We start from the raw sequence: 26,880 nt of genomic DNA on the forward strand, positions 1-26,880 counted from the left end.
TACCTCTCCGGATTTTTTTATTACAATGAGGTTGCTATTTATCAGGTTCTTCCGTATCATAGCATTGTGTGATGTATATCAGTATTGATTACATGCATAGGAGGAAGAGCGTGTCTTGCAGGATGTGGCTCTTCCTCTTTGTTTTATAGGAAACTACTATCTTAAGTATACGAAAAAAGAGTGCTGTAATACACAGCACTTTGATATAGATAAAAAACAGATATTCAGAAATTAATTCACCGCTTATTTGCGGTCGGATAGAATGCTAAAATGCGGGACTACAATACAGTAAGCCGGTAGTAATTAACGGCAACAGTTATATTGACGAAGAATTTGCTCATCATTATGCTTTGAAAAAGTCCAGTCAGATTACTGATGAGGATAGGCAAAACATATATCGCAAGATGAGAGAATTCCTATCTTCAAATTGATAGTATTACCGGTGCCAAAACGGTGCCATGCGGTGCCGCAAATAAAAATACAGAATAGAAAACCGCGTATTTAAGCCATTTCAAAAATGGCATAACATGAGAAAAACGCATAAAAACGTTATCGTAGCAACGTGAAGGTGGACGTACAGTTGGATCAGGTAAGGTTGCTACAATCGTAGAGTAATCGTTACTGAAGTGGTTCAAACACAGTAAATATAAGGCTTCCGAGATTTTTCTCGGAAGCCTTTTTACATGCAATATTCGGAAACAAAATATAGATAATAAGTTTCTGGTACCTTTTTTATGACTCCGGTACCAGTGACATAAATAGTGATGTCTTTACCAGCCTTTTATATTTCTTACATCTTCAGCTCTTTTAGGATCTTTATGAATCTTTAGCATAGTTTCAATTATATCAACAACGGCTTTTCGCCCTTCATCATCCAGCTGATAAAAAGAAGTGCAAATATGATCCAGATCAGGCATTGCATTTTTGCCATACAGTTTCATAAGAGGATACATTGAGTATAGCAAATATGTTTTAACACGAGATGCATCAAGGATACCGGTAGGATCCTTAACTGTCATGTATATTTCATCTTCTGTAAGTTCACCTGAAAAAGGGCTGTATTAGAGGTAATAACCCAGGATGTTTCCTGTGGTTATGCTTGTATTGAGATGTTTTCTGCATGGAATGGGAGACATCTGACAGAAGAGGATCTGTACAATGAATATGGCAAGGGCATAACCTCAACAGGAGATAAGTTCTGCGAAGAAATGAACATGCGCTTTCCGGAGTACACTACGTCCATCCATAAATACATGTCAAACACGGAACTGATAGATGCAGCTTATGAAAATCTGGCAAGAGGAGTACCTGTGCCATTTGAGTGGGCAGCTAAGTATGGTGATGTGTGGACTCTTCATTATTCCCTGCTTGTTGGGATGGATATTCCTAATGACAAGATAACTGTAGCAAATCCTTATGGTTATGTTGAAGAGTTATCTGTAGATGAATTTTTACAGCGCACAAGTTTTGAAGCCTATGAGAATATGCCTTTTTATTTCAAATTGGCATTTGCTATAGGGATGTTTGAGAAGAATACAATCTTTACTGTTCACGGATTGAACGAGAACTAAATAACTTCCAGTAGTCGGGAATACAATGTATGAAAAAAGACAGCGCAAGAAGCTGGAAGAGAAAATAAGTAACTAATGATTTTAGAATATATTTATTGGCTCTTTAGGTTGGATTTAGTTAACGGATATATCATGAGAATGTAAACTGAAGAACAGAACTCTTAGAAATTCTGGAAACAGGCTTACTGCGAATGGTAGCTCGCAATATAAAATACTCCAAAACTTTTATGATAAACAGGAACAGATATATGGAGGAATTTTATAATGTTCAAGAGATTAGCAACTATTTTGACAACATGTGCGATAACCGTATCTGCAGTTGCTTGTGGAAGCCAGGCACAGCAAGCAGATAGTACCCAGACCGTATCATCGGAAAGCACCCAGGAAGCAAGTGATTCATCTGAAGAGGTAAAAGAAGAAGCTTCAGATTCTGCTGCAGAAACTGAAACAACTACAGATACCGGTTCTACGCTAGAGCTGGGACTTGTCAGTAACACGCTTGCGGAAGATGAAGAGGGTCTTGTGGAGACATATACAGATCTTTTTGACCAGCTCACTTATACTGATGAGGAGACAGGTCTTTCTATAACTTATAATCTGTATCTTCCTGAAGGATATGATGAAAATGCAGAATATCCAATGGTTGTGTTTATAGGTGATTCAACAACTGCAGGAACTGATGCGGAGTATTCACTTACACAGGGGCTTGGTGGTCTTGTATGGGCAACATCAGAATGGCAGTCAGTATATCCGACCATAGTAGCTGTACCAACATATCCTGAAACAATTCTTGATGACCATGATGGATATAGTACAACAGAATATGTTGAACTCACCAAGAGATTTATTGATTACATGTCAGATGAGTACGCAGTAGATACTGATAGAATCTATGGAACAGGTCAGTCCATGGGATGCATGACGACACTCATACTTGCATCGGAATACCCGGATTTATATGCTGCGTGTATGTTTGTTGATGGTCAGTGGGATACGGAACTTCTTTCAAATCTGGAGGGGCAGACCTTTGTTTATTTTGCAGCTGAAGATGATACGAGTGCATGGACCGGAGCACAGGACCTTATGGGCAGATATGATGCAGATGGTGTCACTTACACATATGCACAATGGGACGGAACATGGTCGGCAGATGAGCTTTCATCAGCTGCATCAGAATCATTCAGTGGAGAAGCTACAGGAGCATACTTCATATCCTGGAAAACAGGAACGATTGATGCAGGAACAGGCAATTCACCTATGGGCGGTGGAAATGGCAGCTTGGGCGAAAGAGGAAACGGCGGGCAGATGAGTCATTCTGAAGAAGGAGGCCTTTCAAATCCCGAGGCTGCTACAGACGCTTCTTCAGATGTAAGTGAAGATAAGCCGGCAATGGAAATGACCGGCGAGAAGCCTCAAGGAATGATGGGCGGAAATGGTGGAGGCGCCGGAGGCGGAGCTACATACCATATGGCTTCATTTGATTACGCCTATAACTGTATAGCAGTTATGGAATGGTTGTTCCAGCAGTAAGAAAGCATGACTTCTTAGATGAAATTACAGAAATCCGCACTAGCTGCGGATTTCGTGAGAACATGATACGAGAGGCAAATAGGCCCTTCGACGAAGTCGACTTTTAATGGCCTATTTGCGGCATTCTTGAATCTCTGATTCAAGAATGTATGATATCTTAAACTAAATTACAGAAATCCGCATTTACTGCGGATTTCGTGAGAATATGATTCAAGAGGCAAACAAGCCCTCGACGATAGTCGACTTAAAATGGCTTGTTTGCTGACATTTTGGAATCTTTATCCAAAATGTCATAAGAATTTAATACGGCACATTACAGCAGCTATGGAGAAATCTGTAGCTGCTTTTATTAAGTAAGGTAAATTGTGATATCATTTTAGTATGAGTCTACAGGTGTTAGGAGTGCTTTGCTATGAACAAGAATGAGAGCAAGTATTTTAAGTCAGCGGAAAAAATGCATACAGCGTTACTGACACTTCTTGACAGTAAAGATTTTGAACTTATTTCTGTTAAGGAGATATGTGAAACCGCTGGCGTTAACAGATCCACCTTTTATCTTCATTATGATAATGTAAATGATCTTCTGCATGAAACGGTGGAAGCTGTATATAAAGATTTCTTTGGGCGCTTTGGTGCTGAGGGGCCTGGAGCACTTGATATTGATGAAAAAAATGAGGATGAGTTGTTCCTTGTAACACCCAAGTATCTGATGCCATATCTGGATTTTGTGGAAGAGAACCGCAAGCTCTTTTATCTGATGTATGAAAAGAACGAGATGATGGGCGCAGAAAAGACCTATGAAACCTGGTTTAAAACAGTATTCGGCCCCATTCTTACAAGGTTTGGAGTTCCCCAAAAAGAACAGCCACTTATCATGGTCTTTTATCTTAAGGGCATTATCGGAGTTGTCACTGAGTGGGTACGAGGTGGATGCACCGAGTCAAAAGATGAGATCATAAGCGTCATACAGAAGTGTATCATCAAGCCATAACGCAGTAAAAACACTATATCGAATTTACAAATCAACACTTTTTACAAAACGTGTCGGGACCTGTACTCCAGAAATCAACACATTTTGCAAAACGTGTTGTTCTTTTTGTGTGCTCATTTTCCTATAATGACTTCAAGCTCAAAGCAAAGAGCAAAAAATTGAGAATAAGAAAGGAAAAGATAAATGAGCAAAACAAATAAGATGTATCTGGTAACAGGAGCAGCAGGATTTCTTGGAAGCACAGTCTGCAGAAAGCTTGTTTCAGAGGAGAGCGGTTGCAAGCAGATGAAGTTCTTTTTACCAATATCAGTAGCAAACCTGATTGCCGGGGTACTTGAGAAAAAGGCTAAGAAGACTGGAGAAAAGCCTCTTATGACAACATTTTCCGTTTACAACCTTGCAAGAAACAACCGATTTGATTCAAGTAAAGCAAGTAAGGATCTGGGTTATACCACAAGGCCATATAGAGAGACCATACGTGACGAGATCAGATGGCTAAAAGAAACAGGAAAGATCGCATAAAAAGACATTGAAGAAAAGGAGAAAAATAAACGATGAACGATTTAGATAAGGTTTATGCAGAAAGTGTTGCAAAGGATTACATGCCAAAGGAAACAAATAAGGTAAGGCAGCTTAAAAAGCTTGATGAAAGAGCAAAGCTTCCGGCATTTATAACAGCCATGGCGCTTGGAATTATTGGGACTTTGATCTTTGGAACAGGGATGTGCTTTGGACTTAGCGTCTTTGGAACAGGAGCAATTTTCATGGTCATTGGGGTGCTTCTTGGAATAGGAGGTGCTTCTGTCTGTATCATCAACTATCCTTTATACAAGAAGCTCCTTAAAAAGGGTAAGGAAAAATATGCCTTTGAAATTCTGGAACTTGCCAAAGAGATAACAGGAGAAGCACAATGAAGCATACCAGTGCTACTTTCGGATTTGCCAAAAGTGTTATTGAAAAATCCGGGCATGTGGACTTCCTGATAAATAATGCACTTGCTGTAATGAAGGGGATTGATGAGTGTAGTTATGAGGAATTTCAGTACGCGTTGTCTGTTGGAGTTACAACCCCATTTTATCTGACCAAGCTTTTTATGCCGTATTTTGCACAAGGAGCCTATGTAATAAACATTGCATCTTCAAGAGACTGGATGAGCCAGCCTCAGACAGAGAGCTATTCAGCCGCGAAAGGAGGTATGGCGGCTCTTACTCACTCGATGGCAATAAGCCTTGCGGGTAAAGCAAGAGTTAACAGTATATCTCCGGGATGGATAAATGCTACGGATGATGAGATCGGTGGAGCAGATGCAGCTCAGCAGCCTGTGGGAAGAGTTGGAAAGCCTGAGGATATCGCAGAGATGGTGATGTTCCTGTGTTCCGATAAGGCAGGCTTTATTACTGGCGAGAAATCTGCATAGACGGTGGAATGACAAAGCTAATGATATATCATGGCGAACATGGATGTACATATGGAAGTAAGGCGTGATAATGAATTTATAGGAAAATAAGAGTTGGGGGAATGTACTATGAAGGTTGGATTGTCAGCTTGTTCGGATGGACATATAAAAGAATGGCAATATCAGATAGAGGAACTTGTTCAGGTTCTGGATGGTTTTGGAATAGATGCGGTTCTTGCGCCTCATATTAAGGCTAAAGTGGATGCTTTTAGTGGTACAGATGAGGAAAGAGCTGCTGATCTCATGAACCTTTACGCGGATGAATCCATTGATGCAATATATGATATTTCCGGTGGAGATTTGGCAAATGGAGTTTTGAAGTATCTTGATTTTGATTTAATAGCTGGTTCAAATAAAGTGTTTTGGGGCTATAGTGACCTGACCACAGTAATAAATGCAATTTATGCCATCACAGGCAAATCTTCAGTTTTATATCAGGTAAAGAACATGGTGTATTCGAAGGCAGAACTGCAGAGAAAAAGATTTGCCGATTATTTGAAAGGAAATACCTCATCATTATTTGACTTGAATTATGATTTTCTTCAGGGAGAACATATGGAGGGAGTAGTGGTTGGAGGCAATATCCGTTGCTTTACCAAACTTGCCGGAACTAAGTATTGGCCTGATTTGAACGGAAAGATACTTCTTCTGGAAGCTCTGGGTGGAGGTTCAGGATAGATAGCAACACTTTTTACACAACTTGATCAGATGGGAGTTTTTGATAAGGTAACGGGAGTACTGCTTGGAACGTTTACCAATTATGAAAAAGAGGATTATAAACTGACTGTATATGATCTGCTTAAAATACATATTTCAGATACATTACCGGTTGCATGTACAAAAGAAATCGGACATGGTCATGAGTCAAAGGCTATAGTGATTGGGGAAAAATTAACGCTGTGAAAGAATGTTAGGTAAAGTATAAGGGGATATTTGTTGAGTAATCTTAACAAAACTAGATTTTATGCGGCTTTCAGTATTTTTCTGGAAGCTCTTTTTATTATATACAATCTTGCAAAAAATGGTCATTGTCCCTAATTTATGTTAAAATAGTTCGTCGCAACAATGAGGACAAAATCGGAGTAGAAATTAAAAATTTAAAATGCAGTACAAAAGGAAAATACATAAAAATATTATATGGACAATTGTTTCTTTGATTCTTGCGGTATCAACTATTCGCTTGGTGCTTAAGGAAGGAAATAATATATCTCTTAGAGAACTAACTACAGTTATCAGTTCTTCAAATAAAATATTTCTTATACTTGGTGCTATATCATCATTAATGTATGTGTGGTTTGAGGGAGTTGCTATTTGCTCTATCCTTAAATCTACAGAATATCGTCAAAGTAAAGTAAAGGGGTTATTGTATAGTACATCAGACATTTATTTTTCAGCGATTACACCGTCGGCTTCTGGTGGTCAGCCAGCTAGTGCTTATTTTATGATAAAAGATGGTATTCCTGCGGGGATTGCAACAGCGACGCTTATTCTAAATATTATGATGTATACAATATCGATATTGGTTTTAGGTATTGTTTCTGTAATCATTAGTCCAAATGCTTTTTGGGGGTTTAGTGGATTTGCCAGATTTCTTATTTATCTTGGCTTTACTATACTTTCAGTTCTTGCTTTCTTTTTCTATGCATTATTAAAGAAGGAAAAACTGATTTTTAATCCTCTAAAAAAGATGATATTCTTTCTATACAATAAAAAAATAATTAATGAGAAGGACAAAAAGCTTTCGAAACTTGAAAAAATAAGAAATGACTATACAGTCTGTTCATCTCTTATTTCTGGAAAGAAACGTGTACTGGTTAGTTCTTTTATCTGGAATTTTATTCAAAGAACATCACAAATGATAGTGCCTATGTTGATATATGCATCTCTTGGCGGCAATAAAGTGGCGATGGCCACGGTTTTTTCAAAACAATGTCTTACAACTATAGGCTATAATTTTATTCCGATTCCGGGTGGTATGGGAATAGCAGATTATCTTATGATAGACAGTTTTATTGAAGTGATGGGGGAACAGATGGCATATAATGTTGAACTTATAAGTAGAGGGATGACCTTTTACATATGTGTATTTATTAGTGGTATAACTATTTTAGTAGGATATATGGTTAGGAGGAATAGAAAAAAATGATAGGAGTATATGACTATACTGTTATTTTAACGTATTTATCTCTTGTATCGGGAACTTTAGGTATTATTGTAACTGTGACTGGTGTGGGACATCCGGAACTTGGTGTGTTCTTTTTGATGGTATCGGGGCTTCTTGATGCATTTGATGGGAGAGTTGCAAGAACAAAGAAAAATCGTTCACAGATAGAGAAAGATTTCGGCATCCAGATAGATTCCCTTACGGATCTTATATGTTTTGGTGTGCTGCCTGTAACAATAGGTCTGGCACAGCTGAGAATTAGTGGTGTTTATACGGAGGTCGTACGGAGAAAAGATTATGATGGCTCATATCCTATTTTGATCATTCTTCTTACTATAGCAATATTTTATGTTTTGGCTGCGCTTATAAGGTTGGCGTATTTCAATGCCACAAGTGAGATTCGTTGTGAAGAGTCAAAGAAAACCGGAGTTACATATTATATGGGATTGCCTGTGACAGCTGCTGCACTGGTTTTTCCTTTAGTGATGAACATTCATTTTTTTAGTAATTGGGATATTACATATTTCTATTTTTTGACAATGCTAATTGTTGCAATCGCATTTGTTATTAATATCAAGGTCAGGAAACCCGGGAAGATTGGCCTGACAATTATTATAGTAATTGGATTGGCAGAGTTTATTGCAAGTATAATAGCTTTCAATATGTACACATAATTGTTTGAGGTTATATATGACTGTTTTGAGCTTTTTGTACAATAATAGAATTGGAAGAATATTACTTCGACCGCTTATAAGCAGATCAGTTTCAGAATTGTCAGGGAAGTTTCTTGATTGTCGGGCATCGAAGATTCTGATCGGACCATTTATAAAGAAAAATGATATCAATGTGGATGATTATCAGCTTGAAAATATTAACTGCTTCAATGATTTCTTTTGCAGAAGAATAAAAAATGGACGTAGACCTATAGATGGAGAAAAAGGCAATCTGATAGCTCCATGTGATGGATTACTAAGTATATATAAAATAACAGACGACCTGGTTCTGAGTGTAAAACAGAGTAAATATACTATCAGTAGATTACTTAAGGACAAAAAGCTGGCTTCATTCTTTGATGGAGGGTATGTTTTTGTTTTCAGATTATGCGTAAATCATTATCATAGATATGTATACTTTGATTCAGGGAAAAAATATAACGATAGAAGTATAAAAGGGATATATCATACGGTAAGGCCCATTGCGCTTGAAAAATATCCGGTATTCATAGAAAATGAGAGAAAATATTCAGTGATTGATAGTGATGGCTTTGGACGTGCAGTACAGATGGAAGTTGGCGCTATGCTTGTTGGCAGGATTGTAAATGACAACCCTTTTGAGTGTAGAGTTGTAAGAGGCTTGGAAAAAGGGCATTTTGAATATGGAGGTTCGACAATAATCCTTCTTCTCTCAAAGGATAGAGTGGAGATTAGAAAAGACTTTCAGGATATATTAAACAAAAATATTGAGATCCCTGTTGTTATGGGTGAAGTGATTGGAAAATCATGTTAAGATTAAAGCATGTGTTCTTGGGAAGGACACATGTTTTTCTTTTTATTAAAAGTGTTTGGGAATGAGAAGATGGCTGAATGGGGGATTATCATGAACAATGTAATATTCATTTAATATTAAAAAATGTCGTATTGATTTTTAACAAAATTTAGGTAAAATCAAGTTAAAGAATTTAGCTAAAAAGGAAAAAATCATTATGGACATCAGATATATTGAAAAAGACAGAATATTTGTAATTGAAACAGATAATACCAGCTACGTAATGGGTATTGTAGATGAAGAAGGATTTTTGGGGCATTTTTATTATGGAGATAAAATTGGCTCTGAAGATTCTTCTTATCTTTTGTCAATTATTGATCCGCAATATACGCCTTCTTCCAATAATCGTGACAGAAGTTCCTTCCTGGATCGTTTTCCTTTTGAATATCCGGGAAGCAATGTTGGTGACTATAGGAATACAGGAGTTGAAATCACAGACGCTAATGGGAATGGAAGTATTTCTCTTTGTTACGAATCTCACAATATCTATAAAGGGAAAAAAGAATTGGAAGGACTTCCGGCAACTTTTGGAAATGAGAACGACAGTATGACGCTGGAAATATCTCTGGTTGATAAGGTTGTTGGGCTTAGAGCAGTTCTTTCATATAGCGTATTTGAAGGAATTGATGCCATAGCCCGCTCGGTGAGATTTGAGAATATTTCCTCTGAGGCGTTATTCCTTAACAAAGCTATGTCCATGATGCTTGATATGGAGGATGAGGCATACCAGCTCTTAACTCTTCATGGTTCCTGGGCAAGAGAAAGAATGATGGAGATAAGAAATATCGGGTATGGAGATACTTTTGTCGAATCGTTCAGAGGTGAATCATCTCATCAGTTCCACCCATTTATGGCATTGGTTCAGGACGGAGATTCCCAGGATAATGGCAAAGTATATGGTTTTTCTTTTGTATATTCCGGGAATTTCCAGGCAGGTGTCTGCAAGAGTCAGTTTGACAGTCTTAGATTATATATGGGTATATGTGAAAAGAACTTTTGCTGGAAGCTTGATTCCGGGGATGTATTTACTGCTCCCGAAGTAATAATGAATTATTCATCCGCCGGACTTGGAAAGATGACGCATACCTTCCATGATCTGTTTAGAAACCATCTGATAAGAAGTCCGTACAAAGATAAGGAAAGACCGGTTCTTATCAACAACTGGGAGGCAACCTATTTTGATTTTGATAGTGAAAAGCTGATTGCTATAGCCAGACAGGCTCAAAAAAGCGGGATTGAAATGCTTGTTATGGATGATGGGTGGTTTGGCGAAAGAAATGATGATAATACCAGCCTTGGAGACTGGTATGTCAATGAAAACAAGATAAAGGGTGGTCTGAAAAAACTCGTAGATGAAGTTAATGCTATAGGGCTGAAGTTTGGAATCTGGATGGAACCTGAGATGATATCACCTGCTTCTAAGCTTTATAAAGCTCATCCTGATTGGGCAATAAGTGTTCCGGGGCGGGAGGCCTGCAGGAGCAGAAATCAGTTTGTTCTTGATATTACCAGAGAAGAAGTCTTTGAGTATGTTTATGGTAGAATAAAAGATATTCTCAGTTCTGCAAATATTGAATATTTGAAATGGGATATGAACAGGCAGCTTTCTGATCTTGGTTCAGCGGCTCTTGGAAAGGACAGACAAGGGGAGCTGAGCCACAGATATATGCTTGCTGTCTATGCACTTCAGGATAGACTTATTAAGGATTTTCCGAATCTTCTTTTGGAGAACTGTTCAGGAGGCGGAGCGAGGTACGATGCAGGAATGTTGTACTATAGTCCGCAGATATGGTGCTCTGATGATACAGATGCCATAGAAAGGCTTAAGATTCAGGAAGGCACAAGCCTTGTGTTTCCGCTATCCACCATGGGAGCACATGTATCGGATTGTCCAAATCATACGGTCGGAAGAATTACTCCTTTTAAGACACGGGGAGATGTTGCACTTTCAGGAACTTTTGGATATGAGCTTGATATAACTAAAATACCTGCTGAAGATAGAGCGGCCATCCCGGGGCAGATCGCAAATTATCACAAATATAATGAACTTGTGAGAAAAGGAGATTATTACAGGCTGGCTTCCTACAGACAAAATCACGAATATGACGCCTGGATGATAACCCAAAAGGACGGAAGAAAAGCTCTTATTACATATGTTCAGGTAGTTGCATTTCCGAATGGAAAAAGGAGAATAATTAAACCTAAAGCATTAGACGATAGCCGGATATACGAAATATGGCAGGATGACAACTATGCAGGAGCTGCAAAGGGCACAACCCTTAAAAATGCAGGAATTGCAGTTCCGATACTTAATGGTGATTATCGGTCAATGCTTATATATTTGGTTGCGAAAGAATAATGAAGAGTCAGAGGTGACATATATGCCAAAGAAAATAACGATGGCAGATATTGCGGCAGAACTTGGAATCAGTACAGTTACTGTTTCAAAGGCCATGGCCGGACAAAAGGGCGTAAGCGAAGAAATGCGTAAGCGCATCATGGAGATTGCGCAGGAGAGAGGATATCAAAAGACTTCTCAATCCAAAGAAAACGGTGATTATAAGATAGGAGTGCTGATAGCTGCAAAATATATTGGTAATATAGATTCATTTTATGGTCATATGTATCAGATCTTTTCAGCCAGAGCTGCAAAAATGGGATGCTTTACAATGCTTGAAGTGCTAAGCGATGATGACGAGAAAAAAATAGTGTATCCTAAGCTGATAGGTGATGGGAATGTGGATGCAGTAGTTATCATGGGGGCACTGAATGAGGACTATCTGGCTATGCTGGATGAGAAACTTTCTTCTCCGACCTTCTACATGGATTTTACAGACAGAAAGCATCAGAAGGATTCTGTTATCTCCGGAAGCTATTACGGCGCTTATATTCTTACCAACTATCTTTTTGACAGAGGCCATCGGAATATAGGGTATGTGGGAACAGTGCTTGCAACGCCTTCTATCACAGACAGATATTTGGGGTATACCAGAGCTCTTATGGAACATGGTGTCTCTGTAAATGATGATTGGATACTGAATGACAGAGATCCAGGCAATCAGGGTATTGATCTGGATAAGAATCTAAAGCTTCCAAAGAAAATGCCGACGGCTTTTGTGTGTAATTGCGATCTTGCAGCTATAAGATTTATAAATTACCTAAAAGAAAAAGGTTATAAGGTTCCTCAGGATATCTCGGTAGTCGGATATGATGATTTTATTTACTCAAATAGCAGCGATGATATAGGAATCACAACCTATAAGGTTGATATGGATGAGATGGTTCGCAGAACTTTGAAGAGAATCATTCATGTTTTAAGAGGTGAAAAGTACAGAGGTGGTTTGAGTATTGTAGAAGGTTGCCTTGTAGAGAGAGACAGTGTGAAGAGATTATCTTAATGATAATAATTGTATGACGAATTATTGAGCATTTTGCTATAGGTAAAATAACCAAAAGCAAAATGCTCTTTTTGTAGCACAAGACCGGCAAGCGAATGGATGCTTGCATACAAATTCATTTGCCGGTCGTAAGAACATGGAGCATGAAATGCGGAATGTTCGTGTGCGAAATCGAGTAGAAGTCAGCCTACTCGATTTTATTAGGTAAAAGCTAGGTAAATAATAGGTAAAAGAAGAAGTAAAATATTGACTATTTAAATAATGATGATAGAATTAAAAAAGCTAAAATATTTGATTTGATGAGGTAATAAAATGGCAAAGTACAAAATGATAAGTGAACCACTTGCAAATATTCCATGGCAGGAAGGACCTGAAAAGTTTGATGGGGCGCCGGTCTGGAGATATACAGAAAACCCTATTATTGACAGAAATCCGGTTCCGGGAGTGGCAAGGATTTTTAACAGCGCAGTAATGCCCTATGAAGGAGAGTTCATAGGAGTTTTCAGAGGAGAGCAGACTAACGGAATTCCATACATCTACATGGGTAGAAGTAAGGATGCAATCCACTGGGAGTTTGATAGCAACAAGATTCCATTTGTGGATAAAGAGGGAAAACCATTTATGCCACGATATGCCTATGATCCACGACTTGTAAAAGTTGAAGATACTTATTACATAATCTGGTGTCAGGATTTTTACGGAGCATCCATAGGAATGGCAAAGACTAAGGATTTCAAGACTTTTGAAAGGCTTGAAAATCCATTTATACCCTACAACAGAAATGCAGTTCTTTTCCCAAGAAAAATACATGACAGTTTTATGCTCCTTTCAAGGCCATCAGATTCAGGACATACACCATTTGGAGATATCTTCCTTTCAGAAAGCCCTGATATGGAGTACTGGGGACATCACAGGCATGTTATGGAACGTTCACCTGAGTGGTGGGAGTCGGTTAAGATAGGTGGTGGTGCAGCACCTATAGAAACAAGCGAAGGTTGGCTTCTTTTTTATCATGGTGTGAGCGGTACCTGCAATGGATTTGTTTATTCAATCGGCGCAGCAATTCTCGATATTGATGAGCCTTCAAGGGTTAAGTATCGATGTGAAAACTTTATCCTTACACCTGAACAGTGGTATGAGGAAAGAGGTTTTGTGCCAAATGTATGCTTCCCTTGCGCTACTCTTCATGACAGTGAGACAGGAAGAATTGCAATTTATTACGGAGCAGCTGACAGCTATGTTGCCCTTGCTTTTACAAGGCTTGATGACATAATTGATTATGTAAAAGAACATTCTGTTGTTCGTGAAAGTGATACAGAACTTGGTATCAGATAAGGAAAAAACATGATTTCGTTTGATAGGGAAAAGGCAGTAGCAGGCCTTGGCGATAGTACAAGATTTTCTAAAGCTTTTACAAAATTGGAAAATGGAGAAGATGTGACAATATGCTTCCTTGGGGGATCGATTACCCAGGGAAGCCTTTCTTCTACGCCCCAGACTTGTTATGCTTACAGAGTTTATGAGTGGTTAAAAGAAAAATTTCAGAGCGCTAATATATCATATGTAAATGCAGGGGTGGGTGGTACTACATCTGTATTTGGAGCTGCCAGAGCGGATAGGGATGTTCTTTCATATGCTCCCGATATTGTCCTTGTGGAGTTTTCTGTTAATGATGAGTGCAATGAGTATTTTTTTGAAAGTTACGAAGGTCTTGTGAGAAAACTTTTGTACAGTGATTGCGAACCTGCAGTGGCTGCACTTTTTAACTTTTATTATCAGGATGGAAAATCAGCGGAGAGGATTCATTCCAAAGTTACAAGGCACTATGGGATTCCTGCGGCATCAATGCATGGAGCAATTTATGAGGATATTTTATCCGGAAAGATTGAGAATACAGAGCTTTTGTCGCCGGATGGCCTTCATCCAAATGATCTTGGGCATGAGCTGCTTGCAGGTGTGGTGACTAATCTTTTTGAAAGATTATATGAGAAAGGTAATGATGATTTCCTGGAAAAGAAAGATGATGGTACAGAAAAGAAAATGCCGCTTACCACTAATTCCTTTGAATTCGCAAAAAGACTTGATAACAGGAACTTTGAGGCTCTCCTTTCCGGGTTCGTTGTTGATGCTTCAGTTCAAAATGGTGTAAGTGACTGTTTTAAAAACGGATGGCTTGGAAAAAAGCTTCATGATAAGATCGTTTTTGAACTTAAAGATGAATATGAGTGCAGCGGAATTGCTGTTCAGTTTGACAGGACAATAAAACGCCCTGCGCCTGTGGTGTCAATTTGTCTGGATGGTAATGAAGATGAGAAGATCATAATTGATACCGCTTTTGATCAGACCTGGGGAGATCTTCTGGACCTTAAACAGTTGATTTTTCACCAGACAAAAGGTTCTCACAGACTTGAAATAGAGGTTATAGATGACAAGAATGGCATGGCTGTGCCCTTTAATCTGGTTTCAGTTATAATAAATGGTACAAAATAAGCGAATAACTGAATATTAATTAATATTTTTTTAATGAATCTCATTCCTTTATGTGAAGTATAATTAATGCGTTGTACAAAATACGATGTTAGAGTCAGAAGTCTTCACCTATGACAAACTTGCTTGAGAGTGGAAACAGACTTTATGGTTTGCTGTAACATCATTTGAATCTTATACAATTAAAGGGGGAGAATTATGATTGATATTCAGTATTTGTTGTGGTTGCAGGAAATCAGAAATGCAACAGGTGGGATTTTTGATGAGGTATTTAACGGACTTTCTAAATTTGCAGTAGATGTTATGCCGTTTTTGCCATTCATTATTTTCTGGTGCGTGGATAAGAAGTGGGGCTACCGCTTCCTGATGACTTTAGGAATTGGAGAGGTAGTAAACGGAATAATCAAGCTGACGGTTTGTGCATATCGCCCATGGATAAGGTCGGACCTTATAGAACCCGCAGGTGATTCCAAGACAGCTGCTACAGGTTATTCCTTTCCAAGTGGACATACCATGAGTGCGACATGTACATATGGTACAACATTTGCCTGGCAGAGGAAAAAACGAACATGGCTGGCTGTTGTATGTGCCGTTTTGATTGCGTTGACCGGCTTTTCAAGAAATTTTCTTGGAGTACATACTCCTCAGGATGTGGCTGTAGGTCTTATAGAAGCTTTGATTGTGATCTATATCGTAGGAGTGGTTCAGGAAAAGATAAATGGTGATGATAAAAAACTTGATATACTGTCGATAGTTGGAGTTATAGCAGTTATAGGGACACTTATTTATATAACTCAGAAATCATATCCTATGGACTATGTGGACGGTGTGCTTTTGGTAAATCCCGACAAGATGATGAATGATACTTTTAAGGCATGTGGCGCATTTATAGGTCTTTTGGTGGGGAGCTATCTTGAGAGGCATTATATTAAGTACGAGATACCGTTTGGATCCAAAAATCTTCCTGTTTTGGCGTTTGTTGGATTTATGATTTCATTTGGCTGGAAAGAATTCTTTGCGCCGGCGACTCTTGTTGCAGCTTTCGGCGGACACTGGGGGAATTTTGTGGCACGCTGCATTATGTGGTTCTTTGCAGTGGCTATCTGGCCTTTGGTTATTAGAAAAGAGTGTAATTGATTATTGATAAAAATATACTGCAAGCAAGTTAAAAGTAATAAAGAAAGGCATGAAGCGAAGTAAGCTCCATGCCTTTGATGTTTTAATGAGTTACGATTGCGATATCCTCGCGTTGGGAAATCTTATGCCATAAGCATTCTGAACATTTCAATTACCTGCTCTTTAGTTGCTTCTCTAGGGTTTCCAGGATAGCATGCATCGTTAAGAGCATCTGTAGCAAGCTGGTCAAGGTCTTCTTCCTTGATCTTATCAAGAGTTTTTGGTATTCCAACATCTTCAGATAACTTCTTAACTGCGGCAATTGCTGCGTCGCGGTATTCTTCCTGTGACATGCTGTCAACACCTTCAACACCCATTGCTCTTGCTACTTCACGAAGTCTTTCACCTGTATATTCGCGGTTGAATTCCATTGAGATTGGAAGGAACATAGCGCAGGCAACACCATGAGGTGTGTCATAATGAGCAGAAAGAGTGTGAGCCATAGCGTGGTCAATTCCAAGACCAACGTTAGAGAAGCCCATTCCTGCTATGTACTGGCCAAGAGCCATTCCTTCGCGCCCTTCCTTCTTGTTATCAACAGCATCTCTGAGGTTCTTGGAGATAAGGCGGATTGCTTCAAGATGGAACATATCTGTCATCTCCCAGGCTGCTCTTGTTGTATAACCTTCGATTGCGTGAGTAAGGGCATCCATACCTGTTGCTGCTGTAAGGCCTTTTGGCATGGAAGACATCATTTCAGGGTCAACTACTGCAACGATTGGCATATCATGAGTATCTACGCAAACAAACTTTCTTTCTTTTTCTACATCTGTGATAACGTAGTTGATAGTAACTTCGGCTGCTGTTCCGGCAGTTGTAGGAACTGCGATGATAGGAACGCAAGGATTCTTGGTAGGTGCAACGCCTTCAAGTGAGCGAACATCAGCAAATTCGGGATTTGTGATGATGATGCCGATGGCCTTGGAAGTATCCATAGAAGAACCGCCACCTACAGCAACGATGCAGTCTGCGCCTGATTTTTTGAATGCTTCAACACCGTTTTTAACATTTTCGATTGTTGGATTTGGTTTGATATCTGAATAAATTTCGTAAGGAATGCTTGCCTTGTCTAAAAGTTCTGTGACTTTTCCGGTTACCCCAAACTTAATAAGGTCAGGATCAGAAGCAACAAATGCTTTTTTAAAGCCTCTTGAAGTAATCTCATTTACGATTTCATTGATCGCTCCAGCCCCATGGTACGATGTTCCGTTAAGTGAAATTCTGTTTGCCATTATATAGTTCTCCTCCATTTTGATTTTTGCTCTGATAGAATCAGTAGCGTTTTACCTTCTGTTTATAATTATATCATTCAAGTGTGCCATTTTTATACGATTTTTGGAAGAAAAACATGCAAAATCGACCATGTAGGAGCGCGTTATCATTCATGGTTTAATGGAGCAATTCTCCATCACCGACCGCGCTCTCTGGAGCTCCTTGTGCAGTATAAAAACATAACTGCTCGTCGTTTCGTTCGCTGAAATTCATGGCATCCGGCTTGCATCACCTTAACTTCTACTTCGCTACAACTCGCACGGACCCCATGGGCCGTGCTCAGACAACGCTCCGTAAGAAGAAGCTAAGGGGCGAATCCGGATGCTCATGAATTTGGCAGCTCTCTCGAAGAGCTCGCATTTATGTTTTTATTACTGCTCACGTAGCACCAGAGAGCGCGGCCGGAGAATGAGATGGCTTACCTAAACTGTGAATGGAAATGGGTGTTATAATTCATTCGCATTTGAATGGCGGGCTATGGTATTATGAATGTGATGAAAGGGGCAAATAGTTATATTACTTTTGAAATTGCAAAGTGTTGCAAGACAGCTCCTTGTTTTGGAAAAGGATTGAAATGTTATGAGAAATGAATCGCTAGATTTTTTAAATATGATAAAGAATCAGAAAAGCAATGCGCGTAGTAAGACTGAAGATAGGAGCAAAGTGAAGACTACGGTGCAGGAGGAAGTTAAGGAGGTATCAAAGCCTCTTCCCAAGAAAGAATTACGTCCACTCACGAAGAGAGAAGAAAAGGAACTTCTCATTGCAGTAATAGATACAGAGACCAATTGGGATGATGTGGTCATGTCTATAGGAGTGGCAATCGGCAGGGCGTCTGATTTTAAGTGTCTTGAAAAGAAATATTATGTTTTTGACAGGGAATCCAGAAAAGGCGGAATGTACAGTTATGTGCTGCATATGCGGGATGTTCCTGAGGTTGTGTGCAGCAGGGAAAGAGCTATGGATGAGATAAAAGAGTATTTTGCTCAAAACCATATAGATATGCTCTTTGCCTATAATGCCAAGTTTGACTACAATCATCTTCCGGAATTAAAAGAGTACAACTGGTACGATATCATGCGTATTGCTGCTTATAAACAATATAATCATTCGATACCTGAGACACTGCAATTTTGTAAGACCGGAAGACTTAAAAGCGATTATGGTGTTGAGCCTATCATGAAAATGCTATCCGGGAACAGGAGATATTCTGAAGTTCATAACGCTGTGCTTGATGCAGAGGATGAGCTTAAGATTGTTGAACTGCTCAAGCAAAAGATTGATGTCTATGAATGTGCGCGGATAAACTGATGTGTTCGTAAACGTAGGGGCAGAAACAATCATTTATTGCGGGGATAGTGAGAATACGATTAAATTGCAGATTGGCAACTGTAATTCTTTATATAGTTGGATAGTTATAACATAAGTTGTTTGGCAAGCGAAAGGAGATTTTATGGCAAAATCAAAAGTTTATTTTACAGATTTCAGGACGGTTCTGGGAGTAAGTCTTACGGCAAAGCTTCAGAAACTTATCAAAATGGCCGGTATTGAATCAATCGACATGAATGGCAAGTTTGTGGCAATTAAGATGCATTTTGGTGAACTGGGAAACCTGGCTTATCTTAGACCTAATTATGCGAAGGCAGTTGCAGATGTGGTAAAAGAACTTGGCGGACTTCCTTTTTTAACTGATTGTAATACACTTTATCCCGGCAGCAGGAAACATGCCCTTGAGCATATGGACTGCGCCAATCTCAATGGTTTCAATACTGTGACTACGGGGTGCCAGATCATCATAGCTGACGGCCTTCGCGGAACTGACGATATCGCAGTGCCTGTACCCAACGGAGAATATTGTAAGGAAGCATATATCGGACGAGCTGTAATGGATGCTGATATCGTTATTTCTTTAAATCATTTTAAAGGGCACGAACAGGCAGGTTTTGGCGGAGCAATAAAGAATCTTGGAATGGGCTGCGGAAGCCGCGCGGGAAAGATGCAGCAGCATAACAGTGGACAGCCACATGTTATTACAGACATGTGCAGAGGATGTCGCAGATGTGCCAGGGAGTGCGGCTCAGAGGCTATCAGCTATCAGGACAATAAGGCATGGATTGATCCTGAGAAGTGTAAGGGCTGTGGCAGATGTATAGGAGCCTGCGCTTTTGATGCAATAGAAAATAATAACTGGGATGCGCCTCAGATGCTTGGAAGGAAAATGGCAGAGTATACTGCGGCAGTTGTGAGCGGGCGCCCGAACTTCCATATAAGTCTTATTACCGATGTTTCTCCAAACTGTGACTGCCACGGAGAAAATGACGCGCCTATCCTTCCTGATATCGGAATGCTTGCTTCTTTTGACCCGGTTGCTTTGGATCAGGCATGCGTGGATCTTTGTCAGAAGGCAGAACCAATCAGAAACAGTCAGCTCGGCGACAACATGGCTAGCGAGCACTTCCACGACCACGGCGATGTGTGGCACAACAGTAATCCTAATGTCTCTTGGGCTGAGACCCTTGAACATGCCCAGAAGATTGGAGTCGGAAGCCGTGAGTATGAGCTGGTCGTGATGAAATGATTTATAGTAAACGTTAGCAAAACAGCCGTTTACTAAAGATACTTTAATAAATCATATTGTAAAAAGGTCGTAATGTGTTCATGATTACATGATATACATTATGGCCTTTTTGTATTTAACATCAGTTATTTGTAATTGGAGAGTTTTATGTTTGGGGCTAATAACTGAACATGTTTATTATTAGCATTTTTTGCACAAAAAATGAAAAGTTTTCGCAATCATTTGATAAGAAAACGTGGGAGAGTATTGATATAATAAATAATGCTTTGGTTATAAGATACACAAGCGATTACTAATTAAAGGACATTTCAGTGCATACGTGATTTCAGTATTTGATAAAAGATGTCTTTGCTTTTGGGGAATGAATACATTAGCCGCATAAGCGGCTTGGAAGGAGAGAAATATGAAAATATATAATGTTACAGATCCTGAGTTTACAAACTACGGAAGAATCATTGAGGGATATGAGGAAGAGAAGAAGCAGATCGTTGAAGCATTAAGAGACAAGACTCCTATTCCGGAGGAAACAGATTATGTTGCTGAGGAAAAAGAGCTCCAGAGCCTTGCAGCAGCTGACTCTATTACAAACAGCCTTTTTGGCGGATCACCAATGCAGTTTGGATGGTGCAACGGTCACAACACAAAGCTCAACTGCCTTGAGTATCACCGCTCAAGCGAGATCAACTTAGGAGCAACAGACTTCATTCTTTTACTTGCAAAGAGAGAAGAAATCGTAGATTACAAGCTTGATTCCAGCAAGGTTAAGGCTTTCCTTTGCCCTGCAGGAACAATGATCGAAGTATATGCAACAGCTCTTCACTATGCTCCATGTCAGGCTCATAAGGATTCAGGATTCCAGGTTCTTGTAGGTCTTCCAAAGGGCACAAACGTTGGCAAGCCTGAGTTTGAAGCTCGCAATCAGGAAGACAGAATGCTTACAGCTACTAACAAATGGCTCCTTGCTCATGCAGATGCTTCTGAAGCAAAAGATGGCGCATGGGTTGGAATTACAGGCGAGAACATTGATATCGCTGCAGAATTAAACTAATTGCGACGATTGACGAAGCATATATTCAAAATTGAAATGCTTCAGTTTATTTCGAGATGTTGTTAACTAAGAAGGGGAAACGCATTTTACGCGCTTCCCTTTTTCGATTAATTTGTCTTTTTATCATATGTCAGAAGAATCTTTTTTGTAACGCTTATAGTAACGGCGTTTGGATGTCTCATGCAAAAATATAACAATTGGTTAGATTTCGATGAGATGGAAACGGCAGTATTTAAGATTTTACTTTTGATATCTGATCTAAGGAAAATAGCCTTTACTCTTTTAATAGTGTCATTATCCTGGCAGCGAAGCTCATTTTTTAGGACAAGAAGGAGTATCATGATATATTCCTTGTCCATTTGAATGTTTCCATTTTCAATTCTCTTATCTTCCAAAATATGTCTGTAGGTCTTGTCGGTAAGCTCAAGATTATCCATAAGATGTGGATCGTAGCCATGAATCATGGAATCCCCTACAAGCCTGTAATGGTAAAAATATCCGTCTTTTACAATAACAAGTCGCTGGCAGTCACATAAACAGGGAAGAGTGATATTGACATCTTCGCTCATCTTAATTTTGGTGTTGCAATATTTGATATTATTAAGCACCAGCTTCCTGGAAATCAGCTTCATACAGCGGGACATGGTAACAGGCCTTGATTCTTCACCAAGAAGACGGCTTCGGACATTATCGAGCGCAGAACCTGTATATTCCCCAGGCAAAAGAGCCTGCGTCTCCTTGCGGCGTTCACCGGCTTTTTCCACGATATAATTACTGGAAATAATCTCGCTGTCATTTATATTTAAAAGGGAAGAATTATTACAGTTTTTGTTGATAGCACTCTTTGAAATATCAGAATCTGAGTTTAAAGAATAATCTTTTGAAGATGCCTTATATTCACTGGTATATTTGTAGAGCTCCTCCATCATATTTGTGTCGATCCAGTCGTCACTGTCAAGGTAATTGACATAGGCAGCAGATGCCTTTTTGGTCCCTTCTATCCAAGCGGACATGAGGCCTCCGTTTTCCTTATGTATAACAACTACGCGGGAATCTTTTTGAGCATAGTCGTCGCACATTTTAGGACTGATGCCATCTGTTGAGCCGTCATCAATCAAGATTATCTCAATATCCTGCATGGTCTGTCCAAGGACAGAAGCCATGCATTCATCTAGATATTTGGCTGTATTATAAACCGGAATGATAACTGAAATCTTGGGTGTACTCATGATAATAATCTCCTAAATGGTTATATGGAATCAAAAATAAATCTTGTTCTTTACTTATGACACGACTTGATCTGTTATAAGTAACTTCTGTAAGTCTTAAACATTCGGAATTCGCACAAATGCAACTTCCTAATGTTTATCATGAAAGAATGAAGAGTTTTTGTCCCTGACATCATCATATTATAAGTCATAAAGGTGATATTTCAAAATAAAACCTTATTTATTCTTCTGCGCGGTGATTTTCTAAAACTCCTGCTTGAAGATAGGCCTCATCTCAGCGCTGTTCGAAACACTCGGCCTATCTTCAATCCGTCGTTTTGAAAATCATCCTGCTCGTCCGAGAACTGCTCATTTTCGGACTGACACCGCACCAGGTACACTGTACATCCATCTGTGCTATTACTCTGGGGAGTAAATGATATGTTATCTATGGCGATTGAAGCATAAAAATAGTTGCATTTATTGACCAGAGTAACAGCTTACGTAAGAGATAAGTTACGCGCTTAAACTTAAAATTAGCCTAAAAGATGTATGTACAATTTATGGAATTGTTAATGAATTGGAACTAAAGTGCAGAGATATTTTTGTGTGGAAGGTAAGGGGGATTTAAGGTAAAATAGACATATGAAAACTCTTTTGGAGGTGAAGGTATGGGTAAGGTTTTTCATGTGGATAAGCAGATTGCTAATAAGAATGTAGAGGATTCAGTTACTGAATGGACTAAGGTAGTTAAATATGATGATATTAACGCTGAGAACAGACTTTTTGGCGGAAGATTGATGGAATGGATAGATGAGGTTGCAGGAACTGTTGCAATCAGACATTCAGGAAATCCGATAGCAACAGCAGCTATCGACAATATGCAGTTTAAACAGGGCGCAGTTTTAGGGGATGTGCTTGTTATGATCGGTAAGATTACATACGTTGGCAAAACTTCCATGGAAGTAAGAGTTGACACATACGTTGAAGATGTCAGGACAGGTATGAGACATGTCCTTAACAGAGCATATCTTACAGAGGTTTGTATAGACCATGACGGAACACCTGCTATTGTCCCTTATGGATTGAACATCCGCACTGAGAATGAAAAGGCTGAGTGGGAGGGCGCTATTAAACGCCGCGAACTCCGCAAACAGCGCAGGATGGAAGGATTCTGATAAACTAAATAGAATAATTGCTTATAACCACTTTTGGCATGTGATGCCAGAGGTGGTTATTTTATTTACCATTATTTTAAAATTGTTTAATAATATTCTAAATGTTGTCATGTTATAATTTAGACGTAATATTGTGCACTGGGTAATGGTGGTATCTGTTATGTTTGCAAAGAAAAAGACGGCTAACAGAATAGTGCTTAAATTATTCAAAGGATTCAGTCTATGCGCGCTGATGGTCTGTGTTTTTTGCGCGGTATATTATATCCATAATATCAAGGCAGAAGGAAGCAGCGGCAATGGTAAGATTGTTCGCGTGGGGTGGTATGAGTCTTCCTACTGCTATACAGATCGATTCGGCCGAAGAACTGGTATGGCATACGAGTATCAGCAAAGGATTGCGGCTTATACAGGTTGGACATATGAGTATGTTAACGGAACATGGCCACAACTTTTGCAGATGCTTTCTGAAGGAACAATTGACCTTTTAAGTGATGTATCATACAGAGCAGACAGGGCACAGGTCATTTTATATCCTTCGCTTCCTATGGGAACTGAGGCTTACTATATTTATATTAAGGCAGGAAATTCAGAAATCACGCTTGATGATATTAGTTCCTTTGAAGGCAAATTGTTTGCGGTCAATAAAGGAAGTGCTCAGGAAAATCTTCTTAAGACTTGGGCTGAGAAAAATGGAATCAGCATAAATATTCTTGAGATAACTGATGTAACACCTTTCGAATGCATCAATATGCTTCAAAGAGAGGAAATTGATGTCTTTGTTTCAATGGATACTTATGGAAATAAGGATAATTGTGTCCCTATATGCAAGATTGGCTCATCGGATTATTACTTAGCGGTTAATATGGATCGCCCTGATCTTTTACGTGAATTGAACTATGCGATGACGACAATCCAGAACGAGGATCCTTACTATAATCAGAAGCTTTATCAGAAATACATATGGTCGATTAACGTAAGTAGTTTTCTTACTGATAAAGAGCTTGAATGGATTGATAAACATGGAACAATCCGAGTAGGGTATAGAGATAACTATCTTCCGTTCTGTACAAATACAGAGAATGGAACCAGTGGCGCACTCAAGGATTATCTTGCTTATGCGGCAGCAAGCTTGAGAAATGCAGATATTAAATTTGAGGCAATACCATATAAAACTACAGATGATTCTTTAAAAGCGTTGGAGGCTGGGGAAGTTGATGCTGTTTTTCCTGTTAGTCTTAATCCATATGACAGTGAGGAATTGGGGCTATTTGCGACTGAAGCAGCAATGACTTCTGAAATCTATGCAGTTATTAATTCTAAGAATAATAAGGATCTTTTTGCTTCTGAGGATATTACGGTTGCATTGCTTGAAGGAAATGTGAATTTTGATAATTTTGTAAAAGACTATTTTCCTGAATGGAAAATAACCTGGTATCCTACGCTTGAGGAAGTGTACAAATCAGTAGCTGTGGGAAAAGCAGACTGTGCCATGGTCAATGGATACAGAATAAATACAAACGACAGGCTCAGGAGAAAAAATAATCTCTCGCTCCTTGCAACAGGTGAGGCTATTGGATTTTCACTGGCCGTAAAAAGAGAGAATGGAACACTCTTTTCAATCCTTAACAAGGCAGTGACTCTTATAGATGAGCCAACTGTGGATACAATTTTGTCAAAATATGCAAATGCCAACGATAAGGTTTCATTTGGGGATTTTGTGAGGGACAATCTGGCAGCTGCTGTAGCATCTCTTGCAGTCATTGTATCTATTATTCTCTTATTGCTATTGCAAAAAATGAAGGCTGATAAGAGGGCAAGTGACAGACAAAAACTTATTTCAGCAACTGAGCTTGATCCTCTGACTAAGCTTTATACCAGAAACTTCTTCTTTGAATATGCTAATAGAATGTACAATGAAAACCCGGATTATAGGCTTGATGCCATAGTTATTAACATTGAACAGTTCCATATTGTAAATGCACTTTACGGATGGAGTTTTGGAGATACTGTTCTTAAGGCATTAGGTGATGAGATTGGCAGATTCATCGGTGAAAATGATGGAATAGCGTGTCGCTCACAGGCTGATCGATTTGATATTTATTGTAAGTCTGGTGTGAAATATCAGGAATTGTTTGATCGTTTCCAGAACAGGATAAATGATTGTTCACAGAATATAAATATTCGTCTCCGCATGGGAGTAATGCCATGGCAGGAAGGTATAGAGCCGGTACAGCTCTTTGATCGTGCAAGAACTGCCTGCGGTATGATACGTGGTGGGCTTCATTCAAGGATCATGGTGTTTAATGAGGAGATGAGAGAGCGGGAAATCCTTGACCAGAGGCTTCTAAATGACCTTCGCCGTGCGGTTGATAATAGGGAGTTTCTTGTATATTATCAGCCAAAGTATGATGTTCAGGTTGAACCTCCAACTCTTAAAAGTGCAGAGGCACTGGTTCGATGGAAACATCATGAGCTGGGAATGATACCACCCGGAGAGTTTATTTCTTTATTTGAAAAAAATGGTCAGATAGGAATGGTAGATAAATATGTCTGGGCGGAAGTTGCCAGGCAGATAGCTGAATGGAGGGATAAGTACGGCAAAGTCATTCCTGTGTCAGTGAATCTTTCGAGAGTGGATATTTTTGATCCGGATCTGGAGAATACGATAGACGGGTTCGTTGAAAAGAATGGTCTAAAAAGAGAAGATTTGCATCTGGAAGTAACAGAATCTTCTTACACAGACAATGCAGATCAGGTGGTTCATGTGGTGGACAGATTGAGAAATAAGGGCTATCACATCGAAATGGATGACTTTGGTACCGGCTACTCATCACTTAATATGCTTTCACAGATGCCTATTGATGTTCTAAAACTTGATAGAAGCTTTATCAAGAATATTGGAAATACAGGCAAAGACGAAAAAGATATCCGAATGGTAGAACTGATACTTGATATTGCGCAAAGCCTTAAACTGGCAGTGGTTGCTGAGGGAGTTGAAGATGAGAAACAGCTTCAGTTCCTAAAGTCCCGCGGCTGCGAATATATACAGGGATATTATTTTTCACCTCCACTACCTGTTGAGGAGTTTGAGAAAAAAGCATTTAAGAGCAATTAAAGTATAAAAAAAGCGTAAAGACATTGAAAATGCCTAAACGGAGTGTTAAAATTTTGTCATATGGCGAGTACATTTGAATATACTGCAAAATCCGTTGATTCGTATTCAAAGGCAGACATATATATGTATATGATGACACTTTGGAGCAGAAACAGGAAATTGC

Annotated in this window: 22 protein-coding genes and 1 pseudogene; 20 read left to right on the forward strand and 3 right to left on the reverse strand. The window is 39.2% G+C overall.

The features are described from left to right. Positions 1-770 precede the first annotated feature (770 nt). On the reverse strand, positions 771-1,019 hold the full coding sequence (locus tag BM086_RS18250) for a hypothetical protein (protein ID WP_175560365.1): 249 nt from the start codon (positions 1,017-1,019) through the stop codon (positions 771-773). Positions 1,020-1,070: 51 nt separating this feature from the next. On the opposite strand from BM086_RS18250, the gene BM086_RS18255 reads away from it, so the two are divergent. The 15 genes and pseudogenes from BM086_RS18255 (at position 1,071) to BM086_RS18325 (ending at position 16,279) form a co-directional block, all read left to right on the forward strand. Next, positions 1,071-1,571, forward strand: a complete 501-nt coding sequence (locus BM086_RS18255; RefSeq protein ID WP_255367878.1) for a C39 family peptidase — start codon at positions 1,071-1,073, stop codon at positions 1,569-1,571. A 264-nt stretch (positions 1,572-1,835) separates the two neighbouring features. After that, entirely contained in the window at positions 1,836-3,101 is a 1,266-nt protein-coding gene (locus BM086_RS18260) for an alpha/beta hydrolase-fold protein (RefSeq protein ID WP_092330829.1), read from the forward strand. Positions 3,102-3,513: 412 nt separating this feature from the next. Further along, positions 3,514-4,092, forward strand: a complete 579-nt coding sequence (locus tag BM086_RS18265) for a TetR/AcrR family transcriptional regulator (protein WP_092330833.1) — start codon at positions 3,514-3,516, stop codon at positions 4,090-4,092. 183 nt (positions 4,093-4,275) lie between these two features. Beyond that, positions 4,276-4,614, forward strand: coding sequence for a hypothetical protein (locus BM086_RS18270; RefSeq protein ID WP_330391645.1), 339 nt, complete (start codon positions 4,276-4,278; stop codon positions 4,612-4,614). Positions 4,615-4,646: 32 nt separating this feature from the next. After that, the gene (locus BM086_RS18275; RefSeq protein WP_092330837.1) at positions 4,647-5,006 is read left to right on the forward strand and encodes an AtpZ/AtpI family protein; all 360 of its coding nucleotides are present in this window, start codon (positions 4,647-4,649) and stop codon (positions 5,004-5,006) included. Then, a complete protein-coding gene (locus BM086_RS18280; RefSeq protein WP_330391646.1) occupies positions 5,003-5,509 on the forward strand; it encodes an SDR family oxidoreductase in 507 nt (168 codons plus the stop codon). Before BM086_RS18275 ends, BM086_RS18280 begins: the two co-directional genes overlap by 4 nt. Positions 5,510-5,617: 108 nt before the next feature. After that, positions 5,618-6,451: pseudogene (locus BM086_RS18285) on the forward strand (S66 family peptidase). 199 nt (positions 6,452-6,650) lie between these two features. Continuing rightward, a complete protein-coding gene (locus BM086_RS18290; RefSeq protein ID WP_092330841.1) occupies positions 6,651-7,694 on the forward strand; it encodes a lysylphosphatidylglycerol synthase transmembrane domain-containing protein in 1,044 nt (347 codons plus the stop codon). After that, positions 7,691-8,386 (forward strand): CDP-alcohol phosphatidyltransferase family protein, encoded by a 696-nt coding sequence (locus tag BM086_RS18295; RefSeq protein WP_092330846.1) that lies wholly within the window; start codon positions 7,691-7,693, stop codon positions 8,384-8,386. Before BM086_RS18290 ends, BM086_RS18295 begins: the two co-directional genes overlap by 4 nt. A gap of 16 nt (positions 8,387-8,402) precedes the next feature. Next, the gene (locus tag BM086_RS18300) at positions 8,403-9,218 is read left to right on the forward strand and encodes a phosphatidylserine decarboxylase (RefSeq protein WP_092330850.1); all 816 of its coding nucleotides are present in this window, start codon (positions 8,403-8,405) and stop codon (positions 9,216-9,218) included. Positions 9,219-9,414: 196 nt separating this feature from the next. Next, positions 9,415-11,616, forward strand: a complete 2,202-nt coding sequence (locus BM086_RS18305) for an alpha-galactosidase (RefSeq protein WP_092330854.1) — start codon at positions 9,415-9,417, stop codon at positions 11,614-11,616. Between the two features lie 22 nt (positions 11,617-11,638). Next, positions 11,639-12,655: a LacI family DNA-binding transcriptional regulator gene (locus tag BM086_RS18310; protein ID WP_092330858.1), complete on the forward strand. Its 1,017-nt coding sequence runs from the start codon at positions 11,639-11,641 to the stop codon at positions 12,653-12,655. Between the two features lie 312 nt (positions 12,656-12,967). Further along, on the forward strand, positions 12,968-13,990 hold the full coding sequence (locus BM086_RS18315) for a glycoside hydrolase family 130 protein (RefSeq protein WP_092330862.1): 1,023 nt from the start codon (positions 12,968-12,970) through the stop codon (positions 13,988-13,990). A gap of 9 nt (positions 13,991-13,999) precedes the next feature. Next, entirely contained in the window at positions 14,000-15,145 is a 1,146-nt protein-coding gene (locus BM086_RS18320) for an SGNH/GDSL hydrolase family protein (RefSeq protein WP_092330867.1), read from the forward strand. 195 nt (positions 15,146-15,340) lie between these two features. Further along, positions 15,341-16,279: a phosphatase PAP2 family protein gene (locus tag BM086_RS18325; RefSeq protein ID WP_242952264.1), complete on the forward strand. Its 939-nt coding sequence runs from the start codon at positions 15,341-15,343 to the stop codon at positions 16,277-16,279. 122 nt (positions 16,280-16,401) lie between these two features. On the opposite strand, the gene fucO is transcribed toward BM086_RS18325, so the two are convergent. Continuing rightward, positions 16,402-17,550, reverse strand: a complete 1,149-nt coding sequence (gene fucO, locus BM086_RS18330; protein ID WP_092330871.1) for a lactaldehyde reductase — start codon at positions 17,548-17,550, stop codon at positions 16,402-16,404. A 619-nt stretch (positions 17,551-18,169) separates the two neighbouring features. Between fucO and BM086_RS18335 the strand changes: the two genes are divergently transcribed. The 3 genes from BM086_RS18335 to BM086_RS18345 all read left to right on the forward strand — a co-directional run bounded on the left by BM086_RS18335 (position 18,170) and on the right by BM086_RS18345 (position 21,216). Beyond that, positions 18,170-18,901: a hypothetical protein gene (locus BM086_RS18335; RefSeq protein ID WP_092330875.1), complete on the forward strand. Its 732-nt coding sequence runs from the start codon at positions 18,170-18,172 to the stop codon at positions 18,899-18,901. A 142-nt stretch (positions 18,902-19,043) separates the two neighbouring features. Beyond that, positions 19,044-20,168, forward strand: coding sequence for a DUF362 domain-containing protein (locus tag BM086_RS18340; RefSeq protein ID WP_092330879.1), 1,125 nt, complete (start codon positions 19,044-19,046; stop codon positions 20,166-20,168). Between the two features lie 403 nt (positions 20,169-20,571). Next, positions 20,572-21,216 carry a DUF4867 family protein gene (locus tag BM086_RS18345; RefSeq protein WP_092330883.1) on the forward strand — a complete coding sequence of 215 codons (645 nt, stop codon included), beginning with the start codon at positions 20,572-20,574 and terminating at the stop codon, positions 21,214-21,216. 107 nt (positions 21,217-21,323) lie between these two features. Here the strand turns inward: BM086_RS18345 and BM086_RS18350 are convergent, their stop codons facing one another. Continuing rightward, a complete protein-coding gene (locus tag BM086_RS18350) occupies positions 21,324-22,445 on the reverse strand; it encodes a glycosyltransferase family 2 protein (protein WP_092330888.1) in 1,122 nt (373 codons plus the stop codon). A 650-nt stretch (positions 22,446-23,095) separates the two neighbouring features. On the opposite strand from BM086_RS18350, the gene BM086_RS18355 reads away from it, so the two are divergent. Then, positions 23,096-23,602 (forward strand): acyl-CoA thioesterase, encoded by a 507-nt coding sequence (locus BM086_RS18355; protein WP_092330893.1) that lies wholly within the window; start codon positions 23,096-23,098, stop codon positions 23,600-23,602. A gap of 160 nt (positions 23,603-23,762) precedes the next feature. Further along, complete coding sequence (locus tag BM086_RS18360) at positions 23,763-26,717, forward strand: EAL domain-containing protein (RefSeq protein ID WP_175560366.1); 2,955 nt, start codon at positions 23,763-23,765, stop codon at positions 26,715-26,717. The last annotated feature ends 163 nt before the right edge of the window (positions 26,718-26,880 follow it).

Source organism: Butyrivibrio sp. YAB3001 (genome assembly GCF_900112195.1).
Taxonomy (GTDB): Bacteria; Bacillota; Clostridia; order Lachnospirales; family Lachnospiraceae; genus Butyrivibrio.

What these genes read in the sequence shown, in the direction of transcription:
- BM086_RS18250 (WP_175560365.1), bottom strand. Translation starts at nt 1,019, where the DNA reads ATGACAGTTAAGGATCCTACCGGTATCCTTGATGCATCTCGTGTTAAA.
- BM086_RS18260 (WP_092330829.1), top strand. Translation starts at nt 1,836, where the DNA reads ATGTTCAAGAGATTAGCAACTATTTTGACAACATGTGCGATAACCGTA.
- BM086_RS18265 (WP_092330833.1), top strand. Translation starts at nt 3,514, where the DNA reads ATGAACAAGAATGAGAGCAAGTATTTTAAGTCAGCGGAAAAAATGCAT.
- BM086_RS18270 (WP_330391645.1), top strand. Translation starts at nt 4,276, where the DNA reads ATGAGCAAAACAAATAAGATGTATCTGGTAACAGGAGCAGCAGGATTT.
- BM086_RS18275 (WP_092330837.1), top strand. Translation starts at nt 4,647, where the DNA reads ATGAACGATTTAGATAAGGTTTATGCAGAAAGTGTTGCAAAGGATTAC.
- BM086_RS18280 (WP_330391646.1), top strand. Translation starts at nt 5,003, where the DNA reads ATGAAGCATACCAGTGCTACTTTCGGATTTGCCAAAAGTGTTATTGAA.
- BM086_RS18290 (WP_092330841.1), top strand. Translation starts at nt 6,651, where the DNA reads ATGCAGTACAAAAGGAAAATACATAAAAATATTATATGGACAATTGTT.
- BM086_RS18295 (WP_092330846.1), top strand. Translation starts at nt 7,691, where the DNA reads ATGATAGGAGTATATGACTATACTGTTATTTTAACGTATTTATCTCTT.
- BM086_RS18300 (WP_092330850.1), top strand. Translation starts at nt 8,403, where the DNA reads ATGACTGTTTTGAGCTTTTTGTACAATAATAGAATTGGAAGAATATTA.
- BM086_RS18305 (WP_092330854.1), top strand. Translation starts at nt 9,415, where the DNA reads ATGGACATCAGATATATTGAAAAAGACAGAATATTTGTAATTGAAACA.
- BM086_RS18310 (WP_092330858.1), top strand. Translation starts at nt 11,639, where the DNA reads ATGCCAAAGAAAATAACGATGGCAGATATTGCGGCAGAACTTGGAATC.
- BM086_RS18315 (WP_092330862.1), top strand. Translation starts at nt 12,968, where the DNA reads ATGGCAAAGTACAAAATGATAAGTGAACCACTTGCAAATATTCCATGG.
- BM086_RS18320 (WP_092330867.1), top strand. Translation starts at nt 14,000, where the DNA reads ATGATTTCGTTTGATAGGGAAAAGGCAGTAGCAGGCCTTGGCGATAGT.
- BM086_RS18325 (WP_242952264.1), top strand. Translation starts at nt 15,341, where the DNA reads ATGATTGATATTCAGTATTTGTTGTGGTTGCAGGAAATCAGAAATGCA.
- fucO (WP_092330871.1), bottom strand. Translation starts at nt 17,550, where the DNA reads ATGGCAAACAGAATTTCACTTAACGGAACATCGTACCATGGGGCTGGA.
- BM086_RS18335 (WP_092330875.1), top strand. Translation starts at nt 18,170, where the DNA reads ATGAGAAATGAATCGCTAGATTTTTTAAATATGATAAAGAATCAGAAA.
- BM086_RS18340 (WP_092330879.1), top strand. Translation starts at nt 19,044, where the DNA reads ATGGCAAAATCAAAAGTTTATTTTACAGATTTCAGGACGGTTCTGGGA.
- BM086_RS18345 (WP_092330883.1), top strand. Translation starts at nt 20,572, where the DNA reads ATGAAAATATATAATGTTACAGATCCTGAGTTTACAAACTACGGAAGA.
- BM086_RS18350 (WP_092330888.1), bottom strand. Translation starts at nt 22,445, where the DNA reads ATGAGTACACCCAAGATTTCAGTTATCATTCCGGTTTATAATACAGCC.
- BM086_RS18355 (WP_092330893.1), top strand. Translation starts at nt 23,096, where the DNA reads ATGGGTAAGGTTTTTCATGTGGATAAGCAGATTGCTAATAAGAATGTA.
- BM086_RS18360 (WP_175560366.1), top strand. Translation starts at nt 23,763, where the DNA reads ATGTTTGCAAAGAAAAAGACGGCTAACAGAATAGTGCTTAAATTATTC.